The following is a 23801-nucleotide window of genomic DNA, read 5'->3' as shown; positions in this document are numbered from 1 at the left end:
TGCTCGCTTTCGCCGCTGTCATCGATTGGATGCAGCCGCTCAAGAGGTTTTAAAACACTGCCTAGCACCAGTCGCCGCATCGCCGCATGCTTCCGTTACTCCCGCAGCACCAGCAACGACAGGCAAGGAACTAACGCCGGAACAGATGATGAAGTTGGCGGAGATGAAAATCGCCTCTCCCGCAGCTTACGAGGAAGCGGTGAAATTGTTCGCTCAGGCCGGATATGATGTGAAGCCTCGCACTGAACAGGCGAGCCCTCCCGCAGCCAGCAATAGCATGCCTGCAACTTCTCAAGCGAACACGGTAAAGTTTAGCGATTTGAGTTTGGACGAAGTGCGTGCCTTATCCAAGAGTGGCAATGCTGATGCTCAGTTCGCCTTGGCATGCAGATATTACACAGGCGACGAAGTCGAGAAAGATCTGAAAACCGCTTACAACCTGCTGATTGAATCTGCCAATCGCGGGAATGCGGACGCGATATTTGCACTTGGCGTCCATTACCAGCGCGGCGAGGGAGTGGCTCAAAATTCCGTGGAATCCTATGCATGGTTTTATGTGGCAAGTCAGCTTGGATACGCCGGGGCTGCGGAATCGCTCAAGGAGTGCGGCGCAAACCTAACACTTGCGCAAAAATCCCAAGGGACACAGCGAGGCATGGAATTGCAGCAACAAATCAAGGCTTCCCCTCCAGTCACTCGATGATCATCTCTGCTTCATCTGCTGCCCGGTGAGCAGTGCTGACCGTCACCCCGCTGAACGCCGCCACGTTGACCAAGACTTTTTCCTCACGATCAATGCCAAGCTGCCGCCGCGCCAGCCCGTCGGCCACGTCGATTTGCCGAACTGAGGCGAACGCCGCCTGTGCTGGCAGTTCAGCCGAATAGTCCGACAGTCGCCCCGCAACGGCCAGCATATTCAACAGATGCCGCTCCAGCAGCCCCTCACGGGCGATTGACAGTGATTGATGCGGCTGCCCCTCCTCACCGTTATCCATCGTTCCCTGACGCGTCTGGCGGGCCTTGGCGTGCGCCTGGCGTCGTTGCTCAGTCCAGCCATCGCGCATCGCCTTGTGCAACACCGTGCTCTCACTGATGCCCGCCTCCCGTGCCAGCGCCCGCAGCTCACCGCCGACGAAAAACGCCGCTTTCATCTCGCGCCACGTGGCATCTGTGATGCGCTGGCGCTTGGCCTTCTTGGAAGGTGCAGTCATGCCGGATATTACACCCCCTTCAATCGGTTCTCAATCGGTTGAAAATGCCTTCCGCTAGTCATCCCCATATATCCGGTGCGGTGCTGCTCTGCCCCTCCTACCCCGGTGCCCCCGTGGTGGGGTCCACCAGCATGTGGAGGTTCTGGCTGTGGGTAAGCCTATCACCCGACCCGCTTGGAATTGAGCAAGGGTACGGCATCTACAGCGCGGCGGAGAGCCGCCATTTCCGCATGAGTGTAAACGGCGTTGGTCTGAGAGTCTGCATGGCCGACGAGCTTCATGCGTGTCTCCTGTGAAATGCCGCCGTTGAACATGCTGCTGTTGAAAGTGTGACGCAGGCTGTGGAATGAGCGTGCATGAGCAGAGCGCCCCGCCGTGCCTTCGACATGTTCCCGTGTTTGACCTCGTGACACTCCAGCGGCTTCCATGATGCGAACGAACCGCGCTGACAGACCGTTGTTTCCCGCGATGCTGAGACGCGCCAGCGATGGGAAAACGGGGGCTTCGAGATCAGCCGGAAGGTCGATTCCTTCAAAATAGCGCGCCAGCTCAACGTGCATCGGGAGAAGGATGGGAGCCTTTTTCGTCTCTTTTTTCCGTGCCGTTTTCTGTGGCTTGAAGCGGATGACCTTGTCTTGCAGGTCGATGCAGCCACGAGTGATCTTTGCCGCGTCGCCCAAGCGTAACCCTCCAAATGTGCCGAGCAAAATGACCCCTCGCCAGTCATCGGACGAAGCGGCTTTCAAGAGCTTGGAGATTTCGGCAAAGGTGAGAGGTTCTCGGCTCGTGGAATCTTCTTCGGGCAGTGGCTCAAGATTGTCAGCGGGTGAACGCTGAATGTGACCTTCCTTCACTGCGGCAAGAAGGGCGCTGTTCAAGTCCTTGAGGTAATGATTCGTAGTCTTGGCGGTGCGGCCTTCGGCTTTGAGCTTGTCGCGAAACTCACGGAGCTTGCCAACAGTAAGTGAGTCGAGGGGCAAAGCTGCCTGTTCCTCGCCCAAATGGCTTAGAGCGGCCTTCACGCTGGCCTTGTAGCGTGCCTGTGTGGCTGGCTTGGTGGTTCCTGTCTTTTGCTTGAGCCATTCGTTGAGCCAGCCTGCAATAGTCTTCTCGGCGGGCAGGGTTTCGCCAGTGCTGGCTTCCACCAGTCTTCGGATGAAATCACGCCCCAGATTGGCCGTGAGGCGCTTCTGTGCAGCTTTGTCGGCAGCCTCGCGGAGAATGGCAAGAATGCGCTGCGAGCCGTCATCGCCTGCGCCCGCCACGGAGAAAGCGTTCTTCTCAAACTCCATAGCCACCTTGAGTGCTTCCTGCTGGCTTTTCTCCTGCTCCCGTAGCGTTTTTGGAACGGGGACTTTCGTGACCTGCTTCACGAGCTTCCATCCCTTGTTGCCTTCAGCGTCCACGGTGGGCAGCCGAAAGGCCGCGTAGTAGAACAGAGAACCGGGGCGGGTGAAGACGCTAGCCATGCGGGAACATAATGGGAACATCCACGCATGTCCAGCGTGTTCCCACAAAGTCCGATTCTCTAGGGAGATGGGAACAAAAAGGTTCGATACAAGGGGGGTGTATCGAATCGAGGGTTCGATCCCCTCCCTGCGCACCACTTCAGAAGAAGTGCTGATGCCCGAAAACGCGAATCTCTTTGCGGTCAGAGTGGAGCGTTTCCCAATGGGTAAAACTTCCTCCAAGTTTCAGGCACCTGAGCTGCGATTGTTCATTGAGACCTTCGGGATGGCCGCATGCGATGAGATCAGGAACTCCGCATGTCATGAAATCGACTCTTCTGTGCTCGCTCCTGGCCGTGCTGGCCGCCATTCTTGTGTTTTCGGCTTCGCCGGCACCCCGGGCACAGGGGGCTGCCACCACGCCGGCTCCCGTCGTCATCACGCCGAGCGTGGTGCGCTACAAGGTCATCGACCTGGGAAAAATCGTCCTGCCGGCCAGCGGCACGGAGGCGGCCATCCTGGAAAGGCTGCTCAACGAGCATGCCGCTCAAGGCTGGCATGTCGTCGCCACGACGGGCACGCTGGTCATCTTGAAACGGTGACCGCCGGCCCATCACGCTGCTTCCGGCAGTCGATCGATGAATTTGTCCAGGGTGACCGGGTAATCGCGCACACGGACGCCGGAGGCGTTGTAAATGGCGTTCGCGACGGCCGCTGCGGCTCCGCAGATGCCCAGTTCTCCCACGCCTTTCGCCTTCAACGGCGAGGAGACGGGATCCGTCTCGTCCAGGAAAATGACTTCCTGATGCGGAATGTCGGCATGCACCGGCACTTCATAGCTGGCGAGGTCGTGATTGACGAAAAATCCGCGACGTTTGTCCACGTGGAGGCCTTCCATCAGCGCGGCTCCCACTCCCATCGTCATCGCGCCGATGACTTGGCTGCGGGCGGTTTTGGGATTCAGGATTCGTCCGGCCGCGCACACGGCCAGCATGCGCCGCACGTGGGTTTCGCCTGTGAAGGCATCCACGGCCACCTCGACAAAGTGCGCCCCAAAGGTGGACTGCTGGTAGCGCTCAGCCAGGTCACCATATTCGATCTGGTCTTCCGCTGCGAGACCGCTTTCGCCAGCCAATTCGGCCAGAGTCATTCGCTTGGAGCCTGCTGTCACGTGGCCGTCGGAGAACACCGCGTCGTCTTCGTCAATACCGGCTTTCTTTGCGATGGCCTGGCGCAGTTTTATGCACGCGGCATAAACGCCCGAGGATGAATTGTTCCCACCCCACTGGCCGCCTGAGCCGCAGGAGACCGGAAAACGCGAATCGCCCAGCCGGACGACGACTTTATCCAGTGGCAGGCCCATCGTCTCCGCCGCGGTCTGGGCGATGACGGTGTAACTCCCGGTGCCGATGTCCGTCATGTCCGTTTCGACGGTGAGGATGCCACGATGATCCAACCGGACGCGGGCTGCGGATTTCATCAGCAGGTTGTTACAAAAGGCCGCCGCGACGCCGAGGCCGGTCAGCCAACGACCTTTGCGTGAGCGGCCGGGTCTGGCGGTGCGTTTGGCCCACCCGAAGTGGTCAGCGCCCTTGCGCAGGCACTCGACGAGGTGGCGCTGCGAAAAGGGGCGTTTCGGATGTTCAGGATCGACCTGCGTGTCGTTGAGAAGGCGGAACTCCACCGGGTCCATGCCGAGTTTTTCGGCCATTTCATCCATGGCGATCTCCAGCGCCATCATCCCGGGTGCTTCGCCCGGTGCGCGCAGGGCATTTCCTTCAGGCAGATCGAGCACCGCCAGACGCATCGACGTCATGCGGTTCGCTCCCGCATAAAGCAGCCGCGTCTGGCTGACGGCGGTTTCGGGTTCACCTCCAGGCAGATCGCCCGACCAGCTTTCGTGCCCGATGGCGGTGAGTCTGCCGTCCTTGGCCGCCCCGAGGCGGATGCGTTGAATCGTCGCCGGTCGATGCGTCGTGTTGTTGATCATGAGCGCCCGCTGCAGGGCCACTTTCACCGGCCGTTTGGCAGCGCGGGCGCCGAGCGCGGCGAGCAGCACATCGGCTCGCAGGAACAACTTGCCGCCAAATCCGCCTCCGATGTAGGGCGACATGAGATGCACGTTCTCCTTCGGAATTCCCAGGGTTTTGGCCAGGTCTTTGGTGCCCCAGGCCACCATTTGGTTGGAGGTCCATACGGTGAGCCTGTCGCCATCCCATTTGGCGATGCTGGCATGCGGCTCCATCATCACATGCGTCTGATCGGGCGTGGTGTAGGTGGCGTCGAGTTGCACGGGAGCCTCCGCAAAGGCGCTGGCAAAGTCACCCACCGCAGTGTCAGCCTCGCCACCGATGCCCGGCTTCGGTTTGATGCTGGAGCCTTTCTCCGCCGCGAGATCGAAGGCACCGCGGCCTCTTTCATACTCGACATGAACGAGATGCGCGGCCGCACGTGCCTGCTCAAACGTTTCCGCCACGACCAGCGCGATGGCTTGATGGTAATGCTGAATCTCCGGGCCGCCCAGCAGCGTGGCCGTGTTGTGCTCGCCCTTCTCCAGCTTCCCGGCATTGTCCGCCGTCACGATGGCCAGCACGCCCGGTGCCGCCCTCGCCTGCGCGAGATCCATCGAGGTGATGCGACCTTTGGCGATGGCCGCGCCGATCACATGGCCGTAAGCCGCGTCTGGAACCGGATGCTCATACGCGTAAGGCGCTGTGCCCGTGGTTTTCAGCGGTCCATCGACACGATCGACCGGCTGGCCGACGACTTTCAACTGGTCGATTGGATTGGTCGTCGCAGGCGTGTCGAACTTCATAACCGTGCTCCTTTCGCTTCCGCGAGCACGGCGGCGAGTGTGCGCTCGACGAGTTTCAGTTTGAAGGCGTTCTCCTGGGTCGGTTTCGCTCCTTCCAGCAGCTTTTTCGCCACGGCGGCGGCTCCGTGTGGCAGTTCGGCCTCCGCAGCCTCCACCCGCCACGGTTTGTGCGCCACACCACCCAGGGCCACTCGTCCACTGCCGTCGCTTTGAACGATGGCGGCCACGGAGACGAGCGCAAAGGCATACGAGGACCGGTCACGCACCTTGTGATAAAGCTGGGTGCCGCCCACGGGCGGCGGCAGCGTCACGGCGGTGATCAATTCGCCTGGACGAAGCACCGTCTCGATGTGCGGCGTGTCGCCGGGCAGGCGGTGAAAGTCGGCGATGGGGATCGTGCGCCGTTCTCCATCTGCGCGAATGGTTTCCACGGTGGCATCGAGCACGCGGAGGGCCACGGCCATGTCGCTCGGGTGCGTGGCGATGCAGGCCTCGCTCACACCGAGGATCGCGTGCTGGCGGTTGAATCCATCGATGGCACCGCAGCCGCTGCCAGGCACGCGTTTGTTGCAGGGCTGGTTCGTGTCGTAGAAGTACGGACAGCGCGTGCGTTGCAGCAGATTCCCGCCGGTGGTCGCCATATTTCGAAGCTGGCCCGATGCTCCCGCCATCAGGGCACGCGAAAGCACGCCATAGTCACGGCGGACGCGCTCATCCGCCGCCAGATCGGTGTTGCGGACCAAGGCACCGATCCGCAGGCCGCCTTCCGCAGTGGGTTCGATCTTGTCGAGCCCCAGACCGTTCACGTCGATCAAATGCACCGGCGTTTCAATCTCCAGCTTCATCAAATCGAGCAGATTGGTGCCCCCGGCGACGAATTTGGCCCCAGGACGACGCGTGGCGGCCGCTGCGGCCTCGGCCGGAGATGCGGCACGCTCATACGTGAACGCTTTCATGCCTGTCCTCCCGCGACTTCGTTGATCGCGTCAAAGATGTTCGAGTAAGCACCGCAGCGGCAGAGGTTTCCGCTCATGCGTTCGCGGAGTTCAGGCGGCGTGAGCTGCGGAGCCTGCGTCAAATCTTCGGTGACGTGACTCGGAATGCCCGCCTTGATCTCATCCAGCATTGCGACGGCGGAGCAGATCTGCCCGGCGGTGCAATAGCCGCATTGGTAGCCATCACATTTCACAAAGGCGGACTGCAGCGGGTGCATGTCCTCGGGTGTGCCGAGTCCTTCAATGGTCGTGACCTCGCTGCCCTGCTGCATGACGGCGAGCGTGAGGCATGAATTGATGCGCCGCCCGTTCACGATCACCGTGCAAGCTCCGCATTGGCCCTGATCGCAGCCTTTCTTGCTGCCAGTGAGGTGCAGATGCTCGCGCAAGGCGTCCAGCAGCGTCGTTCGTGTGTCGAGTTCCAGATCGCAGGGCATGCCGTTGACCTGGAATGACGCCTTGGCGGTCGCCGGTGCCGCAGCATCCTGCGTTGAAGCTGCGGCGGGTGCTTCCTGCGCCGGCATGTCGGAGGTCACTGCGGCGGATGCCACCGTCGAAGTTCCCAGCACGAGAAAATCGCGACGCGAAAGATCATGGGTTTCAGGCGGTTGCATGGGCGGGGCTCCGTTCAGGCTCATCGGCGGTCTGGCCGGTTTCGGATGTGAGTTGGCGGCGGATTGGGTCCCTGAGGCACTCGTCGGGACGCGGACGCGCCAGCCCGTGCTTGCAGATCCGCAGGCGTGTCGAGGTCGTACGCGCCTGCTTCAAACGACACGGTCGTCACCCGTCGTGGATCGGCCAGGATCACGGCTTTCGCACCGCGATCATCCGGCAGTTCACGCAGTTCCGGGAAGCAGGCGGCGTCAAACAGCGCGGGAATGCCCGTCGTGCCCGCATAGTGCGCGGCGGCGATTGCGCAGCCGCTTTGCTGATGTTGTTCGATCAAGGCGCGCACGATGTCGCGGGTCACCGCAGGCTGGTCGCAGGCGAGAATGACAACGGCTGACACGGGAGGCAGGTGCGCCAGTCCCAGCCGCAGGGAATGGCCGATCCCGCGCGGCCATTCATCGTTATGCACCCGCAGAGGACACAGATCAGCCACAGCCTCCGCAACGGCCCCGCCTGCGTGTCCAGTGACGACGCACACCGGATCGCAGCCGCCCTCCTGCGCCGCGCGCACGGCCGCGTGCACCAGCGTCTCGCCATGCAGCGTGATCAGTTGTTTGGGTTCGCCCAGGCGGGTCGAGCCGCCTGCGGCGAGGATCAGGCCGCCGATGCCACGCATGGAGTCAGGGCCGGAGCCGGATGGTGGATGGGTGACTGCCGATGGCGCAGCGACTGGCCGTTGCCCGCCGCGAAAACGCATTGGATCTCAGCTGTGATGGAGAGCGCGATCTCCTCGGGCGATTCCGCGCCGAGATGCAGCCCCGCAGGCGCGAACAGCTCGGATTCCAGCCTCACGCCGCTCTGCATCACATCAAAAAGCAGATCCTCCCGCCGACGGCGTGAGCCCACCACGCCGAGATAGCGCAATCCGGCAGGCAGCAGCTCACGCAACGCGGCGCAATCGCGGCCAAAGTGGTGTGTCGCCAGCACCACCGCCGTGCGTTCGTCCAGCGGCGGCAGGCTGGCACTCGTCGCCGGGAGATGAATCACGTCCCAGCCGAGAAAGGTGGCGTGCGCGTGCAGCGCGGCCGTTTCCGTGCCGTTGCCGATCAGGATCAGCCGCAGCACCGGCTCAATCGTCTGCACGAACGCCCCGGCCGTCGATTCCACACGACCGATGCGTGTCCCGTGCAGATCAGTCACCAGCGTGCAGCGGCGGCGTTGTTTCAGGCAGGCATGCCATTCGGCCATCAGCTCATCGGCGATGCATTCCACCCGGATCTCGATCGCCCCATGGCAGCCGAAACGCAGTCTCGTGTCAAAAGTCATGCTTCGAGGCCCGCCATCGCGCAGAACAGCGACGGCGGCGGCGCTGACCTCCTCCTCGATGCATCCCGCGCTCACGCCTCCGGCGGATTCACCGTGTTCGTCGATGATCATTCTCGCTCCGGGACGCCGGTAGCTCGATCCACGCGATGCAACGAGGGTCGCGAGCGCGAGCGGCTGCCCGAGCCTTGCCTGCCAGAATTGGAAAATCTCGCGCAATTGCTTCATTCACGTGCAGGTCCGTTTTTTCGCATCGTTTGGGTGTGCATCGCGCACGGACGGATTCGGGATGGCCTGAAATGCGCATCAGACGGCGGCACTCGCGAACGTGCGTGGCACCGGCGTGAAACTTCACCCGTGGCGCCGGCGTTCAGATCGCCCTTATGAAATGCTCGTTCCTGCTCGCCGCTGCCAGTTTGTCCGCCTCCACGCTCCTCGCGGGTGATTGGAATCAATGGCGCGGCCCGGATCGCAACGGCGTCTCGCAGGACACCAGCCCGATCGCCGAGACTTTCCCTGCGGAAGGCCTGAAAAAGGTGTGGGAGAGCGAATTCATCCCCAGCAACGAGTACGGCGGGCATGGCAGCCCTGTGGTCAGTGGCGAGCGCGTCTTTCTCAGTGTCGTCTGGCATGAACGCGTGAACTCCGAGACCCGCGAGATCGACACGGAGGTGATGCAGACGCTGAACTACCGCGGCACCACGCCGGAACTGGCGAAAAAGCTCGAAGAAACCCGTCTCAACCTGCCAAAGCTGCGTGGAGCGAAATTTGACGAGTGGGTCACCCAGTGGCGGAAGGACAACCTGAACGAAAAGGAGGAGATCAACATCGGCAGCTGGGTCGCCTCGCGTTTCAAGGCTGGCAAAGCCGCGATCGGCCTCGAATGGCTGAAAAAGATGTCTGACAAGCAGGGCAAGCCGTTTGAAAACGCGGCTGCCTTCAACAAGTGGCTCGATGACGAGGGCTTCCCGCCCGATGTGAAGGAGAAGATGATCGCTGCGGTGCCGAACACGGTGAAGGTGGCTCAAGATGTGATCTTGTGCCTTGATTTGAACACCGGAAAACAGGTCTGGAAGTATGCCAAGCCCGGCAAGCCCAGCGGACGCCAGTCCTCCAGCACCTGCTGCGTGGTGGATGGCAAAGTCTATGCCGCCTGCAGCACGGACTTGATCTGCGTGAACGAGAACGATGGCGCACTCATCTGGACGACGCCGCTCGGCATCAGCGGGCCGGCCGCTTCTCCCCTCGTCATGGGTGATCGCATCTACATGGCCGCTGGAAAGGCCTGCGCCTTCTCCAAAGCCGACGGCAAGCTCGTGTGGGAGCAGAAAGAGGCGAAGGGCAACGTCGCCAGCCCCACATGGTGGCAACCGGCGACCGGGAAGCCGGTGCTCGTCATCAACGGCAACAACGCGCTTTACGGCGTGAACCCCGAGGATGGAAAAATGCTGTGGACGGCCGAAGGCGGCAGCCAGAGCACACCCGTGGCCAGTGGCGACTGGCTCGTGCTCTACAGCGGCACCGAGGGTGTCGGCCTTCGCGCCTATCAGATGCAGGCGGATGGCAAACCGAAGGCCGCATGGTCGCACTATTGGGCCACCCGGCGCTACACCGGCAGCCCGATCATCCACGAAGGCAACGTTTACCTCTGCTGCGGTGAGAAGCACCAGTGCGTGGACCTGCAGACCGGCGCGGTGAAGTGGCAGGTGAATGAAGTGAACAGCACCATCACCTCCCCCCTGCTGGCCGATGGCAAGCTGCTCGTTTACGAGAACAACGGCACGCACATCCGCATGGTGAAGGCCACCAACGGTGCCTACGAGCAGCTCGGCCGTGCCAAGACGGATGCGATGGGCTGCTCCTCTCCCGCGATCACGAACGGCCGCCTGCTGGTGCGGCAGAAGGACAAGCTGGTGTGCTTCGACCTGCGGCCGACGAACTGATCGTCTCAACGCGGACGCAGAAGCACACCAGCGCTCGTGCTCAAAGGCTCGGCGGTCATTCCCTGACGCACCATCGCCAGGCCCACGATCCGACCCGTTTCCGGATGGACTGTGACGCTCGTCACTGATCCCACTGCTTTGGTGGTAAGGATTTCATCACCGGCGTTCACCGGGCTGTCAGTGTCGAACGCAATGAGCTCGCGCGGCATCTTCCCGGTCGTTTTGATCCGCGAGAGCACTTCCTGGCCGATGTAGCAGCCTTTGGTGAAATCCATCGCGCGCGATTCGAGCCCCGCTTCCGGCGGAAACATCTCCGCGTTCAGTTCATTCGGCCAACGCGGCACCTTTTGGACGATTCGCCACGTTTCGAGCTCCGCATCGGTCAGCACGTCGATTGTATCAAAGGTCGGTGCTGCTGCGGCGGCGGGAAGCCACAAGTCGAAGCCTGGAACGCCGAAGCGATTCGAACGCAGTGCGTGAGCTGGCGTCTCCGCACTGCCAAACACATGCCAGAGCTGCCATTCCTCCGTCACGTCCGTCAGTTCCACGTCGTCTGCCACGATGTAGCGCTCCAGACGCATGCCCAACGTCTCCCTCACGTCGCCTTCGGCATCTAACAGCAGCGTGTCTTCATGCGCGTGGACGAACACATCGGCTGCGATGCGCCCTTTGGCATCCGTCACGCAGGCGTAGAGCGTCTCGTCGGCGTTGGCACGGCGGACGTCATTGGTCACCTGTCCATTGAGATAGCGGACGCGGTCACCACCGGTGAGGCGGAACTTGGCGCGTGAGGAAAGGTTCACCGCGGCTCCGTGCGCGGTGACTCGTTGGAAGAGGTCAGGGGTCATGAAGGCATGAATGAGCATGTCCGATACGACGCGCAAGCGTCCTTCGGCGGCGGTTGTTGACGGAATCACCGCCCGCGCCAGTTTCGGGCACGTCATGCGTGATCTTCCGCTGTTTTGCGCTGAGTAGTCAGGCACGATTTCATCTCATGCCCGCCTCAGAAGCTCCTCCCGCCGGAATCACCGCCACCATCGCCACGGTGTTCCGGCAGAACCGCGTGCCCTGCCTGGTGCTGAACGCGCTCGCGGTGGCGCTGGTGGCCAGCTACTACCAAGTGCCGGCGCTGGCGGGCTTCTGGGAAGCCGTGGGCGATTTCAAGACGCGCTGGTCCTTCGTATTTTCGTGCGTCTCCACCATGTTCGCCGCGGCCATCCTGCCCACATTCATCCAGATGGCGATGGGCACGCTGCGTTCAGAGGGGCAGTGGAAACGTCTCGCGCTGCTGACCTTGTTCTGGGGCTATCGCGGCATGGAGATCGACTTGTTCTACCGTTTCCAGGGCTGGTTGTTCGGTCACGGCCATGACGCGCGCACGCTGTTCATCAAGGTCGTGTTCGACCAGTTCGTCATGAGTCCGCTGTGGTTCGTGCCAACTTATGTCATCGCCCTGCGCTGGGCGGATATGGGCGGCTCGTGGGCGCGCACGAAGCCGACGCTGAATCGCGAGTTCTGGACTCGCACCTGCCCGCTGGTGCTCGTCACGAACTGGCTCATCTGGATGCCCGCTCTGGCCCTCGTTTACAGCCTGCCGCCCGCGCTGCAGTTCCCGCTGTTCACCATTGTGATGTGCTTTTTCATCCTGGTGGTCACGGTGATGACGAGCCGGCGGGAGGAGTGACGGGCGCTGACGCGGCTCAGGCGTCCTCCTGCAGAACCTGGTGCAGCAGCGTGAGCAGTGTCTCCGCGGTGTAGGGCTTCGGGATGAAATGTCTCACGCCCGCGTGCTTCGCCTGCGCGACCATTTTTTCCACATTCAATCCGCTCGCGGCCACGACCCGTGCCTTGGGATTGATCGACAGCAGCACCTGGATGGTGGAGGCGCCGTTCATCACCGGCATCATCATGTCCGTGAGCACCACGGCGATCTCCTTCTGACGGGCGGTGTAAGTGGTGACCGCCTCGGCCCCGTCGCTCGCCGTCAGCACCCGGTAACCGAAGGTCTCCAGCATCTCGCGCGTGATGGCGATCACCGCCTCCTCGTCATCCACGAGGAGGATCGTTTCCCCATGGCCGTGTGGCAGCGCATCCACAGTGGCAGTCTCCTGATCGGCAGAGGGACTCGTGCGCGCGGGCAGGAACAGGCTGAACGTGGTGCCCTCTCCCGGTTCGCTGCGCACCTGCACGAATCCCTGGTGGCTCTTGATGATCGCCAGGCTGGTGGAAAGCCCCAGCCCTGTGCCCTGGCCGATGTCTTTCGTGGTGAAGAACGGCTCGAAGATGCGCCGGACGATCTCCGGCGGCATTCCGCTGCCGGTGTCCGTGACTTTGATGAGGACATGCGGTCCGGGACGCGCGTCCAGGTTCAGGCTGGTGTATTGCTCGTCCACCTTCACGTTTTCCGCGGAAAGGGTGAGGAGGCCGCCATTGGGCATCGCATCCCGTGCATTGACGCAGAGGTTCAGCAGCACCTGGTGGAGCTGCGTCGGGTCACCTGTCACCGTCCACAGGTCGGATGGCACGTCACAGACGACCCGGATGGTCTTGAGGAAGGTTTCGTTGATGATCTTCTCCATCTCCCGCAGCAGATGCCGCACCTGCAGCTCCACCTGGCGGCCGGCGACGCCACGGGCGAAGGACAGCACCTGCCGCACCATGTCGGCTCCGCGGTTGGCGCTGGATTCGATGGTGTTGATCACCGACAGCCGCCGTTCGTTCTGCTCTCCCAGCCGCAGCAGTTCCAGGGACATCAGGATTGGCGTCAGGACGTTGTTCAAGTCGTGCGCAATGCCGCCGGCCAGCGTGCCGATGCTCTCCATCCGCTGGGCGCGGAGAAACTGTTCCTCAAGCTGCTTCCGCTGACTGATGTCCGTGTTGATAGTCAGGATCGACTCCGGCCTGCCTTCCTCATCGCACACCAGCGACCACCGAGACTCGATGGTGAGTGGCTGACCGCTGCGGTTGCATGGCTGCAGTTCGCCCATCCACTCGCCTTTTTCGAGAACGGTCGCCGTTGCTGCGTTGAAGGCTGTTGGATCACGATAGATCACGTCCTTGATCGAGCGTCCGACCACCTCCTCCGTGGTCCAGCCGTAGAGCCGTTCCGCGCTGCGATTCCAGTAGAGCACCCGGTCGTCCAGATCTCGCAGGATGATGGCATCCTGCGCACGGTCGAGCAGGGCGGCCTGCTCCCGGATCTTGTTTTCGCTCTGCTTGCGTTCGGTGATGTCGCGGGAAATGCCGAGGACGCCGATGACCTTCCCGTTCGCGTCGCGGAACGGTGCCTTGGTGGTCAGCAGCGTGCGCTGGAAGCCCGCCACCGTGAGATCCTCCTCCGAAGTCTGCGACTCTCCTGAAGCCATGACGGCTTGGTCATAGGCCATCACCATGCGGGCATCTTCAGGATCAAAAAGAACGGTGTCATCCCTGCCGAGGATCTCCTCCACCGGTTTTCCCACCAGCCGCGCCGCGCCTTCATTGAATAGGAGGTAGTGCCCGGTTTGATCTTTGACAAAGACCGCGTCGGGCAGGCCATCGGCCACGGCTTTGAGCAGGTCGTGGGTGTGCTGCAGGGCCATCGCCGTCTGTTTCTTCTCGGTAATGTCCATCGACACCACGAAAGCGCCCTCAGGCACCGGTTGGATGCGCACATCGAAGCAGCCGGTGGTCCCGTCGTGGAAGGTAAACTTCGTCTCGCCGTGAAAGGGAATGCGGTTTCGCAGGCAGCGGTTCATGTGGTCGTGCACCAGTGTCTGTTCGAAGCCGGGCCACACATCGGTCATCCGGCGGCCCAGCAACTGCTCTCGGGGACACCGCGCCTGGACCACGGCGGCGTCGTTGAGATAGAGATAGGTCCAGTCATGGGCGATGATCTGGCAGCCTTCGCGCATGCTGTCGAGCGTTGAACGGAACCGCTGCTCGCTCCTGCGCAGTTCCACCTCCGCACGCTGTTTCTGCTCCTGCTCAAGTTTGAGCGCCAGATAGTTGTCGTCGATCACGCCAAAGGTTTTGCGCATCAGCAGAAGCAGCAGCACCGAGGTGACCACCACATAGAACAGGCCTTTGTAAGTCCCCACTTTCAGCAGCAGTTCCGGGCTGGAGATCAGCGTCCTGAGCCCGTAATCGGAGAACAGGATCCACAGCGTCGCCATCACCGCATAGATCGCGGCCACCCACCAGGCACGCGTGCGCGAACTGGCCGACTCAAGCACTTCACGTAGCCGTCGCGGCAGGAAGGAGGGAGGGGAGGCTGCGGAACGCATGTTTGAGCAGGGAGCAGTTTATGAAACCTAGAGGTTGTCAGCAAGAAGAGCCAACAAAGGTTCATAAGAAGGCCCTTAGGCGCTCAATATCTACTCATCTGAGAGCAAGGTCGGCGCAGTGGCAGCCCAGACCGCAGATTTAAGCACCTCAGCGCCAGAACTTCTCCACCGCTGCCACGAGGCCCGGGATGCTGTTCTCCTTGGCTTCGACATCGACCTTGAGGCCGTAATGCTTGATCGCGGCGCTGGTCACAGGACCGATGCTGGCGATTTTGCAGTTCTCCGGCAGATCGACGTGGAGATCGAGGAAGTGCTCGACCGTGGAGGCGCTGGTGAAGGTGATCATGTCCGCGCCTTCGTTCTTCAGGCGGGCGAGCGCTTCCAGATTGTCCTCCGTCTCCGCCACGGTGCGGTAGCCGATGGCTTCATCGACGATCGCGCCCATGCCGGTGAGGCTGTTGGCGATGACTTCGCGGGTTTCCTCGGCCCGCACCCACAGCACCTTCACATTTTCCATGTTCTGGTACTTGTCGAAGGCCTTCACGAGTCCCTCGGCCACGAAGTTGCCTTTGTCCGGCATCAAATCGACGGCCAGATGGCGTGCCTTCACCTTGTCAGCCGTTCCCGGCCCGATGCAGGCGATGCGGGCGCCGCCGATGCTGCGGGTGTCGTTGTAGAGCTTGTCGAACATCGTGAAGAAGGCGTCCACGCCGTTCGGGCTGGTGAAAATGATCCAGTCGTAGGTGTGGCAGTCGTTCACCAGTTCGCCGAAGGCATACTGATCCTTCGCCGGTTCGATCCGGATCGTGGGCATCTCGATCACATCCGCGCCAAGCTGGATGAGCTGGCGGCTGAGCGTGCTGGCCTGCTGCCTCGTGCGGGTGACGACGATCTTTTTGCCAAACAGCGGCCGGCCTTCGAACCAGTTCAATTGATCGCGCTCCGTCACCACGTCGCCAATCACCGCCACGGCGGGCGCTTTGAAGCCTGCAGCCTTCACTTTGGCGGCGATGTCGCCCAACGTGCCCACCAGCGTCTGCTGGCAGCCGTGCGTGGCCCAACGGACGAGCGCCATTGGCGTCTCCGGCTTGGCGCCATGCTTCATGAACTCGCCGGTGATCTCCTCGATGCGCTCCACGCCCATGAGAAACACCTTGGTGCCGTCGGCCTGCGCCAGCTTCGCATAATCCAGCGACGTGTCCGGCTTCGTGGGGTCTTCATGACCGGTGAAAATCGTCAGCATCGACGCATGCGAGCGATGCGTGACTGGAATGCCCGCATAGGCCGGTCCGGCGATGGCGGAGGTGATGCCAGGCACGATCTCGAAGCGAACGCCGGCTTCCCGCAGTTCCGCGGCTTCCTCCGCACCACGGCCGAAGAGCACCGGATCGCCGCCTTTGAGACGCGTGACGGTTTTGCCCTCGGAGGTGAGCTTGACGATCAAAGCGTTGATCTCCTCCTGCTTGAGGGTGTGATCGCCCGCTTTCTTGCCCACGTAGATGCGTTCGGTGCCGGGCTTGGCATGGCGCAGATGCTCGGGATTGCACAGGTAGTCGTAAACCAGCACGTCCGCCGCCTCGATGCACTCCTTGCCTTTGATCGTGAGCAGGCCCGGGTCGCCAGGACCAGCGCCGACGAGATAACAGATGCCAGGAGAGGTGGTTTTGGAGGCCATGGTGGGAAAGGGGCGGCCAAAGTGCCGAGACTGGGGGGGATGGCAAGGAAGCAGTGGCGCGGGCAATCCTGCCCGCTGCGAGAGTTTTCTTCGCGGGCAGGATTGCCCACGCTACTTTTCCCAATGTCGTTCCCGAGTCTCCAATTACCCTCCGCCTGCGATCCTGCGCAGCCTGCTTTGCTGGCGATTTCCGGCGGACGGGACTCGGTGGCGCTGCTGCACCTGCTTTTGGACGCTGGATTCACGGATCTGATCCTCTGCCACCTCAATCACGGCCTGCGTGGCGAGGAGTCTGACGGCGACGCGGCCTTTGTGACCCGCCTGGCGAAGAAACACGGTCTGAAGTGCGAGGTGGAAACCGAGGATGTGACCGTGCTGGCGAAGAAAAGGCGCATTTCAGTCGAAACAGCCGCACGCGAGGCACGTCATGCCTTCCTGCTGCGAATGGCGGAGAAGCATGACACCTGGGTCGTCTTCGCGGCGCATCACGCGGAGGACCAGGCGGAGACGATTCTGGCCAATCTCTGCCGTGGCAGTGGCCTGGGCGGTCTGGCGGGCATGAGCGCGGTTCAGCGGCTCGATTCAGGCCTGCACTTCGTGCGCCCGCTGCTGCACCTGCGCCGCAGCGAGATCGACGCCTTCCTCAGATCAAAGCGGCTCAAGTTCCGCGAGGATTCCAGCAACACCTCTCCCCAACACCGGCGCAACCGGCTGCGGCACGAGGTCCTGCCGCTGCTGAACGATGTTTTTGCCCGTGATGTGTCCGTCTTGATCACTCGGCTCGGCATGCTGGCTGATCGCGATGAAGATTGCCTGCAGGACCAAGCCGTGGGTCATCTGTCGGCTCCAGGCCGTTTGAGGGAGGATCGTTCGTTGCGGATCGACCCGGAACTGCTCGCACTCCATCCAGCGGTGCTCTCACGAGTGCTGGCGACGTGGCTGCGCGAGGTTTGTGAACTCGGCGGCATTGAAAACGACGTGATCGAGGCCGCGATGGACATGCTCGCGCCCGGCGGGCCGGCGAAGATCAATCTGCCGCACGACAAACACCTGCGCCGCAAGGCGAAACGGCTGTGGGTGGCGTGAATGGGAGTCGGGCACTCAGGGTGGTCTGCACAGTCCACTGTGCGGGGCTCCGCAAACTTAGCCCGCATTTCTCACACTTGTTCAGAGCATGCACTCATCGGCAGAGGTTGGAGTGTAGCCTTTAGGCGATTCGAACGTCTCACAGCCTGCGGATCGGCTAAAGCCTGGACTCCAACCTCCGAAGCGACACCCACAGGATATTGAAGCCATACGAGTGTGAGAAATGCAGGTTAGACACCTCACTTGTCCAGAGAGCTCTCCCAGGGGGAGAGATCCCAGATGGGCCGTGCTTGAAAGGCACGATGGTGAGAAGCGCCGACGGCGCGTGACTCCTCAGCCCAGGATGCAATCCTGGGATCCGCGTCAGCCCGACACCGATGATGAAGCCAGCCCTGCAAGGGCGGCACTCGACACCGTGTTCCCTGTGACGATCCATCTGCCAAGATCGTCCTGAGTCGAGTTCCGCGCTTTCAGGGCTTCACCCCAATCGAAGGCGAGATCGTCGTTTGCAAACCCGGGCTTCGCCCGTGGGCTGAGGAATGCCGCGCCGTTGGCGCTGGCTTCCTTCAACAGGCTGTCAGAGACGGCTTTCGAACACGGGCTGGTGAGATAAAGTCACCAGGAGACTGCGACGCCCGCACAGAGGACTGTGCGCTCCCCTTTCTCAGCCTTCCAGCGTGTGGATGAACAGGCCGCTGCGCAGCTTGGGCTCGAACCAGGTGCTCTTGGGCGGCATGATCTGGCCGGCGTCGGAGATGGCCATGAGTTGATCGACGGTGGTCGGGAACATCGAGAAGGCGACGGTGTGCTCCTTCTCGTTCACCAGCTTCTCCAGCTCCGCCGTGCCGCGGATGCCGCCGATGAAGTCGATGCGCTTGCTGGTGCGTGGGTCGTCGATGCCGAGCAGCGGCTTGAGCAGGCGGTCCTGAAGGATGCTGACGTCGAGCTGGTCGATCGGGCTGGCGTCCTTGGCCGCCTCCCAGGTCAGTTCATACCACTGGTCCTTCAAATACATGCAGCACTGGCCGGGATGTGTGGGTGATTTGATCGTGGTCGGCTTCACGGTGAAAATCTCACCGACTTTCTTGAGGAACTCCTCGCGGTCGTTGCAGTTGAGGTCCTTCACTGCACGGTTGTAAGGCAGGATCTTGAGCTCATTGCCGGGGAACAGCACGCTGAGGAACCAGTTGTAGTTCTCGCTGCCATTGTGGTTCGGGTTGGCCTCGCGGCGCAGTTTGCTGACGCGGAAGGCGCTGGCGGCGCGGTGGTGACCGTCGGCGACGTAGGCGCAGGGCACCTGGCTTTCAAACAGGCCCGTCAATGACACGCACATGCCCAGCGACAGACGCCAGACCTGATGACGCACGCCATCGGGCGCGTTGATGTCGTAGATGGGCTTCTCCGCCTTCATGAAGCCTTCAATCAAGGCGCTGATGCCGGGACGCTCGCGATAGGTGAGGAAGATCGGGCCGGTGTTCGCGTCGAGTGTGTCCACGAGGCGCGTGCGGTCGTCTTCCTTGTCCTGGCGGGTCTTCTCGTGCTTCTTGATGATGTCCTTCTCGTAATCCTCCGTGTGGCAGACGGTCACGAGGCCGGTCTGGCTGTGTCCGGCGATGGTTTGGCGATAAAGATACATCGTCGGCTTCGGCTCACGCGTCAGCACGCCTTCCTTCTGCATGCGCAGGAAGTTCTCTTTCGCCTTCGCATAAACGGGGGCGGAATATGGGTCGATCTCCGGGTCGAGATCGATCTCAGCGCGGTCCACATGCAGCAGGCTGTTGGCCTTGCCCTTCGCCAGGGCGGCGGCTTCCTCGCGATTCACCACGTCGTAGGGGACGGCGGCGACCTCAGCGGCGAATTTCGGATTGGGAACGAGACCTTGGAATGTGCGGATGCGCATGCGGCGGGATAGTTCGCAGGAGTGGCCTTGTCAAACTCCGAGCGGGTGATTGCCGGGCTGCCGGATGGGAGCTTGAGCCTGCGGTGGTTCTACTCTAGTCTTGAGCCGTGATTTCGATGTCTGTCAGCGACGCCTTGCGTCAATTTGCCAGTTTGATCCATCGCGTGCGCCACGATGGCGAGCGTGCGTTGCTCACGGAAGGCGGAGCACCGGTAGCACGGATGATCCCTGCCGTTCCGGCAATCCGTGGCGCCGAACTGGCCCGGGTCTGGCGTGATGGACCGCATCTGGGCGACGAAGCTGTCAGTTTCGAGGCGGACGTGCTTGAGGCGCGAAGCAAACTCCCCGCAGTGCCGTCCCGATGGGAGTGATTCTTGACAGTTCAGTCCTGATCGCGGACGAGCGCGGCCGATTTGACCTGCCAGCCCTGTTTCGTGCGAGGGCTGGTGAAGAATTCTTCATCGCTGCCATCACGGCCTCTGAATTGCTGCACGGCGTCGAGCGTGCCAACACGCCTGAGCGGAGGGAAAAGCGTTCGCTGTATGTCGAAGGGGTGTTGCGGAAGCTGCCTGTGATCGACTTCGAACTGGCTGTCGCCCGGCGACATGCTCGGTTGTGGGCGGAACTGGAGGTGGCAGGCAGAGTGATCGGTCCGCATGACCTGCTGATCGCGGCCACAGCCCTCGATCAGGGGCATTCTGTCGCGACGCTGAACGAAGCGGAGTTTGCCAGCGTGCCGGGCTTGAGGCTTGAGAACCTGTCTGCGTTTGTGGTGGCCAGAAACTGAATCGCCTCAGCCCTTGGGCTGATTCGCCTCGTGGTTCTCACGGGCGATCTTGCGGGCGGCGGAGACGATGTGGGTGCAGGCCTCGATGCAGAGCAGGGGAATGGCGTTGGGTGCGTGATTGGGCTGCGTTTTCGCCGCCGCGGCGGCCTCCAGCGGTTGGGCGGAGGTGAGCGGCCAGAGGATGCGGCGCAGGCAGTTTTCATTCGCGCAGGTCTTGCCGACCATGGCGTGCGCTTGATCGTCACGGATCGTGTTGGTGAAGCGATACATGCCCGTCTGGCGGCCCAGAACCTCGCGCAGCGGCACGGCGGTGAGTTTTTCATGCTCCAAGGCGTGCGCCATGCCCACGGCCGCCGGATAGAAGAAATCGAGCGCCAGCCGCACGTCGTCGAGCGTGGGCAGATCGAGCCGCCAGCCGCGCTTCAGCGTCGGCGCGGTGTGCAGCGGCCGGAAAGCGCCCCTCGCATCGTATTGGGCGAGGGTGCGGGCCGCCTCGGCCTCATGATGCGGCTCCAGCCCGTCTTTGCCGCGGTCGGCAATGTGGCAAAGCGTGAAGCTGCCATCCGCATTCGAGCTGATCGCGATCTCGCCAATCACATCACGCCCTTCCTTGAGCCAGTGTTCCAGGGCGGGCAGCAATTCGGCATTCGGCATTCGGCAGTCGGCATTGGCGACGCCGTGCTTCACATCAAAGTCATGCACCTGGTCGAGAATGACGTCCGCCATGTGCGGTTCGGTGCCGATGGCGCCGCTGTAGTAAAGCAGGCGGCCCTGCAGCTCGTGCGGGTTGTGATGGAAGACACCGAGCTCGCTCAGCGCGGCACCGGTTTCCTCCCGCATGCCGAGCAGCACCGGGATGTCCTGGAAGCTGTGCAGACCGTCAGCGATGAAGAACGGGACGACGACGACATTCGGGGCGCTGGTGAGCTTCGCCCAATCAGCGACGAGCGGAGCCTCCTCCATGTAGGCATCGACGACTTCGGCGAAGCCGTGGCCGCCATCGCGAATCAGCGCCACCTGGGTCTCGATGACCTTGCGGGAGTTCTCGTTCAGATTCGTGCCGTGGCCGACGATGATGAGGCTCGTCTTGTCACGCGGCACGCCGGGGGCGACTTCATCGGCCCGTTGCAGCAGCAGCCGCGTCATGTTCGGATGGATGCCGACAGGGTCGCAGTAATGGATCGTTTTGCCGTCGCGCTGCGTGGTCGGGCCGTCGAGGCGGAGCTCACGCGGCAGCACCTGCTGGCAGAAGTAGCCTTCGCTGATGAAGTTCGGCACGATGTAGATGACCTGGCTGTCGATCATCTCATACACCTCGCGCATGTTCGGCTCCTCCTTCCAGAAGCAGCACACGACCTCGCGAAACAGCCCGCGGCGGCGGATTTCATCGGCGTGCAGGTGCGTCGGGGCGCTGGAGTCCGGATTCACGGTGGAACCGTGGCCGACGATGATGAGGGAGGCGTGGGAGTGGGAGTTCAAGGCGGGAGGCGGAATGACGAATGACGAATGACAGCCGAGCGAAGCGAGACAGACGACCGGAGGGAGCCCGGAGGGTGAGTGAAACGAATCAAATGACGAATGACGAATGTGGTGCGGATTACGAGTGGTGTGGCGGATTGGGAATCAATTCGTCATTCGACATTCGGAATTCGGCATTTGTGCCTTCATCCATGCCGGAAGCGGATGTCGCGGATTTTCGCGTCGGGCAGTTTGGCTTGGAGGCGCTTGAGGATCTTGGCTTTTTCCAGCGACAGGGCGTGATGCGCGGTGGGTTGCATGAGGCGCACGGTCAGGATGCCGCGTTCGATGGTGTCCGGTCGCGTGAGCTTGAACAGGAACGTGCCGACGATCTCCTCCCACGCGGCGAGCACGTCCTCCAGCTTCACGCGGTTCGCCAAACCGCACTGCGCGACGATCTTCGGGGCCAGATCGGCCACACTGACCGTGGGCAGGTCCATCAGCGGCCCATCGGCCACGCCACGCCACGCCGCCACGAGCCGGTGGCGCATGATCTGCTTGGGCGTGGGCCTGCGGTCGTTCATGGGTGCATGCTAGACGGCAAAGGGCGCGTGCTAAATCGCAAATATCAAATCTCGCATTCTTCTTCCCGCCCGTTAAAGATGGCCCTCCCCCGACCCCAGCCATCATGTCCGCCGTCTCCCTTCCCAACGAACACACCGATCCCGTGAACGCCCAGATCCTCGCCGTCAGCGAGGACCGCGTGCAGGGCTTTCACCAGCATCCGTTCCAGTTCATCGCGGAGCAGAGCGGCGTGCCCTTCGACACGGTGGTGGAGCGCATCCGCGTCATGCTCGCGGCCGGCGTCATCCGCCGCGTGCGCCAGACCTTGCTGGCCAACAAGCTCGCTGAAGGCGCGCTCGTCGCCTGGAAGCTGCCCACCGACAAGCTCGACGCCGCGTTCGATTTCCTCTTCAAGCAGGACCCCTTCAGCGGCCACGTCGTGCTGCGCAGCACCGACCGCGAGGTCAGCGGCAGTGACTTCCGTCTGTGGACCACGCTGAAGGTGCCCCAAGACCGCGCCATCAACGAGCACTGCGATGTGCTCATGCGCCTCATCGGCGCCTCCGACTACTACACCATGCAGGCGCACGGCATCTTCGCCCTCGGCGTCGGCCACGTCCGCCGCAAGACCATGGAGCCCGGTGAAAAGGCGGACGAGCCTGCGAAGATGATGACCACCAACATCGCCGACCTCGACGAGGAGGAGTGGAATGTGCTGCTCCATCTCAAAGGCGACCTCAAGGCCGAGGAGATCGGCCCCGAGCCCTGGGCCGGCCGTGCGCAGGACGCCGGCGTCAGCCTGGAGAAGTTCTGTGAAGTCGCCAAGCGCCTCGATCAGAAAGGCGTCATCGGCCGCTTCTCCACCTTCCTGGAGCACGTGAAGCCCAGCGCCAGCGGCCAGCGCGTCACCCGTTTCAACGCGCTCTTCCACTGGAAGGTGCCGAAGGGCATGGAGGAACGCGCCGGCGGCGAGGTGGGCCGTCATCCCATCATGACGCACTGCTACTGGCGTGAAGGCGGCGACCGCTTCGCCAACGTGAACATCATGGGCGTCATCCACGGCAGCGACAAGGAGACCGTGCTCGCCCACAAGGCCGCCATCGACCAGCACCTCGCCGATGTCGGCATCCCGCTGGAATACACGAACGTCTTCTGGGGCGGCCGCAGCGAGATCAAGCCCAGCGAGATCTCCCCCATCGTCTTCAAGGAATGGCACGCCAAGTGGAAGGACGTGGCCGGACCGGTGATTTGAGGCAAAAAGGCCTACGGTTTAACGACCCAAGCTCAGCGACCCGGCCCGCGGGACGCAACGATTGCAAACCGCGGCGTCAGGCCGGGTTCGCTGCAGCGCATGGTTAGGCCACTGGTATCGTGATGTCATGGTGTGTCTCCGTAACAAAAATCGGCAACGCATCTCTGCAACAACTCGGCCTCTCTCGGCAGTCGGGCGCGCAGCGCCTCAAGTCCGGCAATCTCAACACGCGCTGGCAACTCGACATCGCGAATGCACTCGTCGAACGCATCCCAATTGTGGCCGTAGTAATCTGGGAAATGAAACGCCGTAGCGAGCAGGCGATGCAACTCCTCATGCGAACTCGCTGCGCCAACATCAACCCTCAAAGCGTCTGGAATGTGCTGGAGCATCGAAGTGGCCTAACGTGAAGGAGTGTATCCGAGCAGGAGGCGGAGGCAAGACTCGTTTAGCTGGAGGCGCGTGGCGCG

Annotated in this window: 21 protein-coding genes and 1 pseudogene; 9 read left to right on the top strand and 13 right to left on the bottom strand. The window is 62.2% G+C overall.

The genetic code is table 11. The annotated features are described in order from the left end of the window. Window positions 1-703, top strand: a pseudogene (locus tag IAE77_RS19465) (hypothetical protein); the annotation flags it as partial. On the opposite strand, the gene IAE77_RS19460 reads toward IAE77_RS19465, so the two are convergent. Then, on the bottom strand, window positions 693-1211 hold the full coding sequence (locus tag IAE77_RS19460; RefSeq protein ID WP_294230228.1) for a hypothetical protein: 519 nt from the start codon (window positions 1209-1211) through the stop codon (window positions 693-695). The pseudogene IAE77_RS19465 and the gene IAE77_RS19460 sit on opposite strands and share 11 nt — an antisense overlap. Window positions 1212-1372: 161 nt before the next feature. Beyond that, complete coding sequence (locus tag IAE77_RS19455) at window positions 1373-2902, bottom strand: tyrosine-type recombinase/integrase (RefSeq protein ID WP_294230225.1); 1530 nt, start codon at window positions 2900-2902, stop codon at window positions 1373-1375. A gap of 80 nt (window positions 2903-2982) precedes the next feature. Between IAE77_RS19455 and IAE77_RS19450 the strand changes: the two genes are divergently transcribed. Then, window positions 2983-3261: a hypothetical protein gene (locus tag IAE77_RS19450; RefSeq protein WP_294230222.1), complete on the top strand. Its 279-nt coding sequence runs from the start codon at window positions 2983-2985 to the stop codon at window positions 3259-3261. Between the two features lie 11 nt (window positions 3262-3272). Here IAE77_RS19450 and paoC read toward each other — a convergent pair whose 3' ends face one another. The 5 genes from paoC to IAE77_RS19425 are packed head-to-tail and all read right to left on the bottom strand — an operon-like array spanning window position 3273 to window position 8629. After that, window positions 3273-5474, bottom strand: coding sequence for an aldehyde oxidoreductase molybdenum-binding subunit PaoC (gene paoC, locus IAE77_RS19445; protein ID WP_294230219.1), 2202 nt, complete (start codon window positions 5472-5474; stop codon window positions 3273-3275). Beyond that, window positions 5471-6430, bottom strand: a complete 960-nt coding sequence (locus IAE77_RS19440) for a xanthine dehydrogenase family protein subunit M (protein WP_294230216.1) — start codon at window positions 6428-6430, stop codon at window positions 5471-5473. Before IAE77_RS19440 ends, paoC begins: the two co-directional genes overlap by 4 nt. Continuing rightward, on the bottom strand, window positions 6427-7083 hold the full coding sequence (gene paoA / locus IAE77_RS19435) for an aldehyde dehydrogenase iron-sulfur subunit PaoA (protein ID WP_294230213.1): 657 nt from the start codon (window positions 7081-7083) through the stop codon (window positions 6427-6429). Before paoA ends, IAE77_RS19440 begins: the two co-directional genes overlap by 4 nt. 20 nt (window positions 7084-7103) lie before the next feature. Further along, entirely contained in the window at window positions 7104-7754 is a 651-nt protein-coding gene (locus tag IAE77_RS19430; RefSeq protein ID WP_294230211.1) for a nucleotidyltransferase family protein, read from the bottom strand. Continuing rightward, the gene (locus IAE77_RS19425) at window positions 7733-8629 is read right to left on the bottom strand and encodes an XdhC family protein (protein ID WP_294230208.1); all 897 of its coding nucleotides are present in this window, start codon (window positions 8627-8629) and stop codon (window positions 7733-7735) included. The genes IAE77_RS19430 and IAE77_RS19425 overlap by 22 nt, the downstream gene beginning before the upstream one ends. 155 nt (window positions 8630-8784) lie before the next feature. On the opposite strand from IAE77_RS19425, the gene IAE77_RS19420 reads away from it, so the two are divergent. Next, the gene (locus tag IAE77_RS19420) at window positions 8785-10344 is read left to right on the top strand and encodes a PQQ-binding-like beta-propeller repeat protein (protein WP_294230205.1); all 1560 of its coding nucleotides are present in this window, start codon (window positions 8785-8787) and stop codon (window positions 10342-10344) included. A gap of 5 nt (window positions 10345-10349) precedes the next feature. On the opposite strand, the gene IAE77_RS19415 is transcribed toward IAE77_RS19420, so the two are convergent. After that, window positions 10350-11192, bottom strand: a complete 843-nt coding sequence (locus IAE77_RS19415) for a glycine cleavage T C-terminal barrel domain-containing protein (RefSeq protein WP_294230202.1) — start codon at window positions 11190-11192, stop codon at window positions 10350-10352. Between the two features lie 146 nt (window positions 11193-11338). On the opposite strand from IAE77_RS19415, the gene IAE77_RS19410 reads away from it, so the two are divergent. After that, complete coding sequence (locus IAE77_RS19410; protein ID WP_294230199.1) at window positions 11339-12028, top strand: hypothetical protein; 690 nt, start codon at window positions 11339-11341, stop codon at window positions 12026-12028. Window positions 12029-12044: 16 nt separating this feature from the next. Here IAE77_RS19410 and IAE77_RS19405 read toward each other — a convergent pair whose 3' ends face one another. Both IAE77_RS19405 and cobA read right to left on the bottom strand, forming a co-directional pair. Then, a complete protein-coding gene (locus IAE77_RS19405; RefSeq protein WP_294230196.1) occupies window positions 12045-14609 on the bottom strand; it encodes a PAS domain-containing protein in 2565 nt (854 codons plus the stop codon). Window positions 14610-14757: 148 nt separating this feature from the next. Continuing rightward, window positions 14758-16284 (bottom strand): uroporphyrinogen-III C-methyltransferase, encoded by a 1527-nt coding sequence (gene cobA, locus IAE77_RS19400; RefSeq protein WP_294230192.1) that lies wholly within the window; start codon window positions 16282-16284, stop codon window positions 14758-14760. Window positions 16285-16407: 123 nt separating this feature from the next. Here cobA and tilS point away from each other — a divergent pair, with 123 nt between their 5' ends. Beyond that, on the top strand, window positions 16408-17370 hold the full coding sequence (gene tilS, locus IAE77_RS19395; RefSeq protein WP_294230190.1) for a tRNA lysidine(34) synthetase TilS: 963 nt from the start codon (window positions 16408-16410) through the stop codon (window positions 17368-17370). Between the two features lie 664 nt (window positions 17371-18034). On the opposite strand, the gene IAE77_RS19390 is transcribed toward tilS, so the two are convergent. Next, window positions 18035-19270, bottom strand: a complete 1236-nt coding sequence (locus tag IAE77_RS19390; protein WP_294230187.1) for a DUF1015 family protein — start codon at window positions 19268-19270, stop codon at window positions 18035-18037. A 107-nt stretch (window positions 19271-19377) separates the two neighbouring features. Between IAE77_RS19390 and IAE77_RS19385 the strand changes: the two genes are divergently transcribed. Together IAE77_RS19385 and IAE77_RS19380 are read left to right on the top strand one after the other, a co-directional pair. Continuing rightward, window positions 19378-19641 (top strand): hypothetical protein, encoded by a 264-nt coding sequence (locus IAE77_RS19385; RefSeq protein WP_294230184.1) that lies wholly within the window; start codon window positions 19378-19380, stop codon window positions 19639-19641. Further along, complete coding sequence (locus tag IAE77_RS19380) at window positions 19632-20057, top strand: type II toxin-antitoxin system VapC family toxin (RefSeq protein ID WP_294230181.1); 426 nt, start codon at window positions 19632-19634, stop codon at window positions 20055-20057. The genes IAE77_RS19385 and IAE77_RS19380 overlap by 10 nt, the downstream gene beginning before the upstream one ends. 6 nt (window positions 20058-20063) lie before the next feature. On the opposite strand, the gene IAE77_RS19375 is transcribed toward IAE77_RS19380, so the two are convergent. Both IAE77_RS19375 and IAE77_RS19370 read right to left on the bottom strand, forming a co-directional pair. Further along, window positions 20064-21536, bottom strand: a complete 1473-nt coding sequence (locus IAE77_RS19375) for a CbiX/SirB N-terminal domain-containing protein (protein ID WP_294230176.1) — start codon at window positions 21534-21536, stop codon at window positions 20064-20066. 185 nt (window positions 21537-21721) lie between these two features. Beyond that, a complete protein-coding gene (locus tag IAE77_RS19370; RefSeq protein ID WP_294230173.1) occupies window positions 21722-22099 on the bottom strand; it encodes a DUF721 domain-containing protein in 378 nt (125 codons plus the stop codon). A 104-nt stretch (window positions 22100-22203) separates the two neighbouring features. Here IAE77_RS19370 and IAE77_RS19365 point away from each other — a divergent pair, with 104 nt between their 5' ends. Beyond that, window positions 22204-23331, top strand: coding sequence for an Lrp/AsnC family transcriptional regulator (locus tag IAE77_RS19365; RefSeq protein WP_294230170.1), 1128 nt, complete (start codon window positions 22204-22206; stop codon window positions 23329-23331). 119 nt (window positions 23332-23450) lie between these two features. Beyond that, window positions 23451-23741, top strand: coding sequence for a hypothetical protein (locus IAE77_RS19360; protein ID WP_294230167.1), 291 nt, complete (start codon window positions 23451-23453; stop codon window positions 23739-23741). Window positions 23742-23801: the final 60 nt, after the last annotated feature.

The organism is Prosthecobacter sp., assembly GCF_014879935.1.
Classification (GTDB): Bacteria; Verrucomicrobiota; Verrucomicrobiia; order Verrucomicrobiales; family Verrucomicrobiaceae; genus Prosthecobacter.
Note: the sequence above shows the minus strand (reverse complement) of the source record. Positions and strands in the feature narration are given on the sequence as shown.

What these genes read in the sequence shown, in the direction of transcription:
- IAE77_RS19460 (WP_294230228.1), bottom strand. Translation starts at nt 1,211, where the DNA reads ATGACTGCACCTTCCAAGAAGGCCAAGCGCCAGCGCATCACAGATGCC.
- IAE77_RS19450 (WP_294230222.1), top strand. Translation starts at nt 2,983, where the DNA reads ATGAAATCGACTCTTCTGTGCTCGCTCCTGGCCGTGCTGGCCGCCATT.
- paoC (WP_294230219.1), bottom strand. Translation starts at nt 5,474, where the DNA reads ATGAAGTTCGACACGCCTGCGACGACCAATCCAATCGACCAGTTGAAA.
- IAE77_RS19440 (WP_294230216.1), bottom strand. Translation starts at nt 6,430, where the DNA reads ATGAAAGCGTTCACGTATGAGCGTGCCGCATCTCCGGCCGAGGCCGCA.
- paoA (WP_294230213.1), bottom strand. Translation starts at nt 7,083, where the DNA reads ATGCAACCGCCTGAAACCCATGATCTTTCGCGTCGCGATTTTCTCGTG.
- IAE77_RS19430 (WP_294230211.1), bottom strand. Translation starts at nt 7,754, where the DNA reads ATGCGTGGCATCGGCGGCCTGATCCTCGCCGCAGGCGGCTCGACCCGC.
- IAE77_RS19425 (WP_294230208.1), bottom strand. Translation starts at nt 8,629, where the DNA reads ATGAAGCAATTGCGCGAGATTTTCCAATTCTGGCAGGCAAGGCTCGGG.
- IAE77_RS19420 (WP_294230205.1), top strand. Translation starts at nt 8,785, where the DNA reads ATGAAATGCTCGTTCCTGCTCGCCGCTGCCAGTTTGTCCGCCTCCACG.
- IAE77_RS19415 (WP_294230202.1), bottom strand. Translation starts at nt 11,192, where the DNA reads ATGACCCCTGACCTCTTCCAACGAGTCACCGCGCACGGAGCCGCGGTG.
- IAE77_RS19410 (WP_294230199.1), top strand. Translation starts at nt 11,339, where the DNA reads ATGCCCGCCTCAGAAGCTCCTCCCGCCGGAATCACCGCCACCATCGCC.
- IAE77_RS19405 (WP_294230196.1), bottom strand. Translation starts at nt 14,609, where the DNA reads ATGCGTTCCGCAGCCTCCCCTCCCTCCTTCCTGCCGCGACGGCTACGT.
- cobA (WP_294230192.1), bottom strand. Translation starts at nt 16,284, where the DNA reads ATGGCCTCCAAAACCACCTCTCCTGGCATCTGTTATCTCGTCGGCGCT.
- tilS (WP_294230190.1), top strand. Translation starts at nt 16,408, where the DNA reads ATGTCGTTCCCGAGTCTCCAATTACCCTCCGCCTGCGATCCTGCGCAG.
- IAE77_RS19390 (WP_294230187.1), bottom strand. Translation starts at nt 19,270, where the DNA reads ATGCGCATCCGCACATTCCAAGGTCTCGTTCCCAATCCGAAATTCGCC.
- IAE77_RS19380 (WP_294230181.1), top strand. Translation starts at nt 19,632, where the DNA reads ATGGGAGTGATTCTTGACAGTTCAGTCCTGATCGCGGACGAGCGCGGC.
- IAE77_RS19370 (WP_294230173.1), bottom strand. Translation starts at nt 22,099, where the DNA reads ATGAACGACCGCAGGCCCACGCCCAAGCAGATCATGCGCCACCGGCTC.
- IAE77_RS19365 (WP_294230170.1), top strand. Translation starts at nt 22,204, where the DNA reads ATGTCCGCCGTCTCCCTTCCCAACGAACACACCGATCCCGTGAACGCC.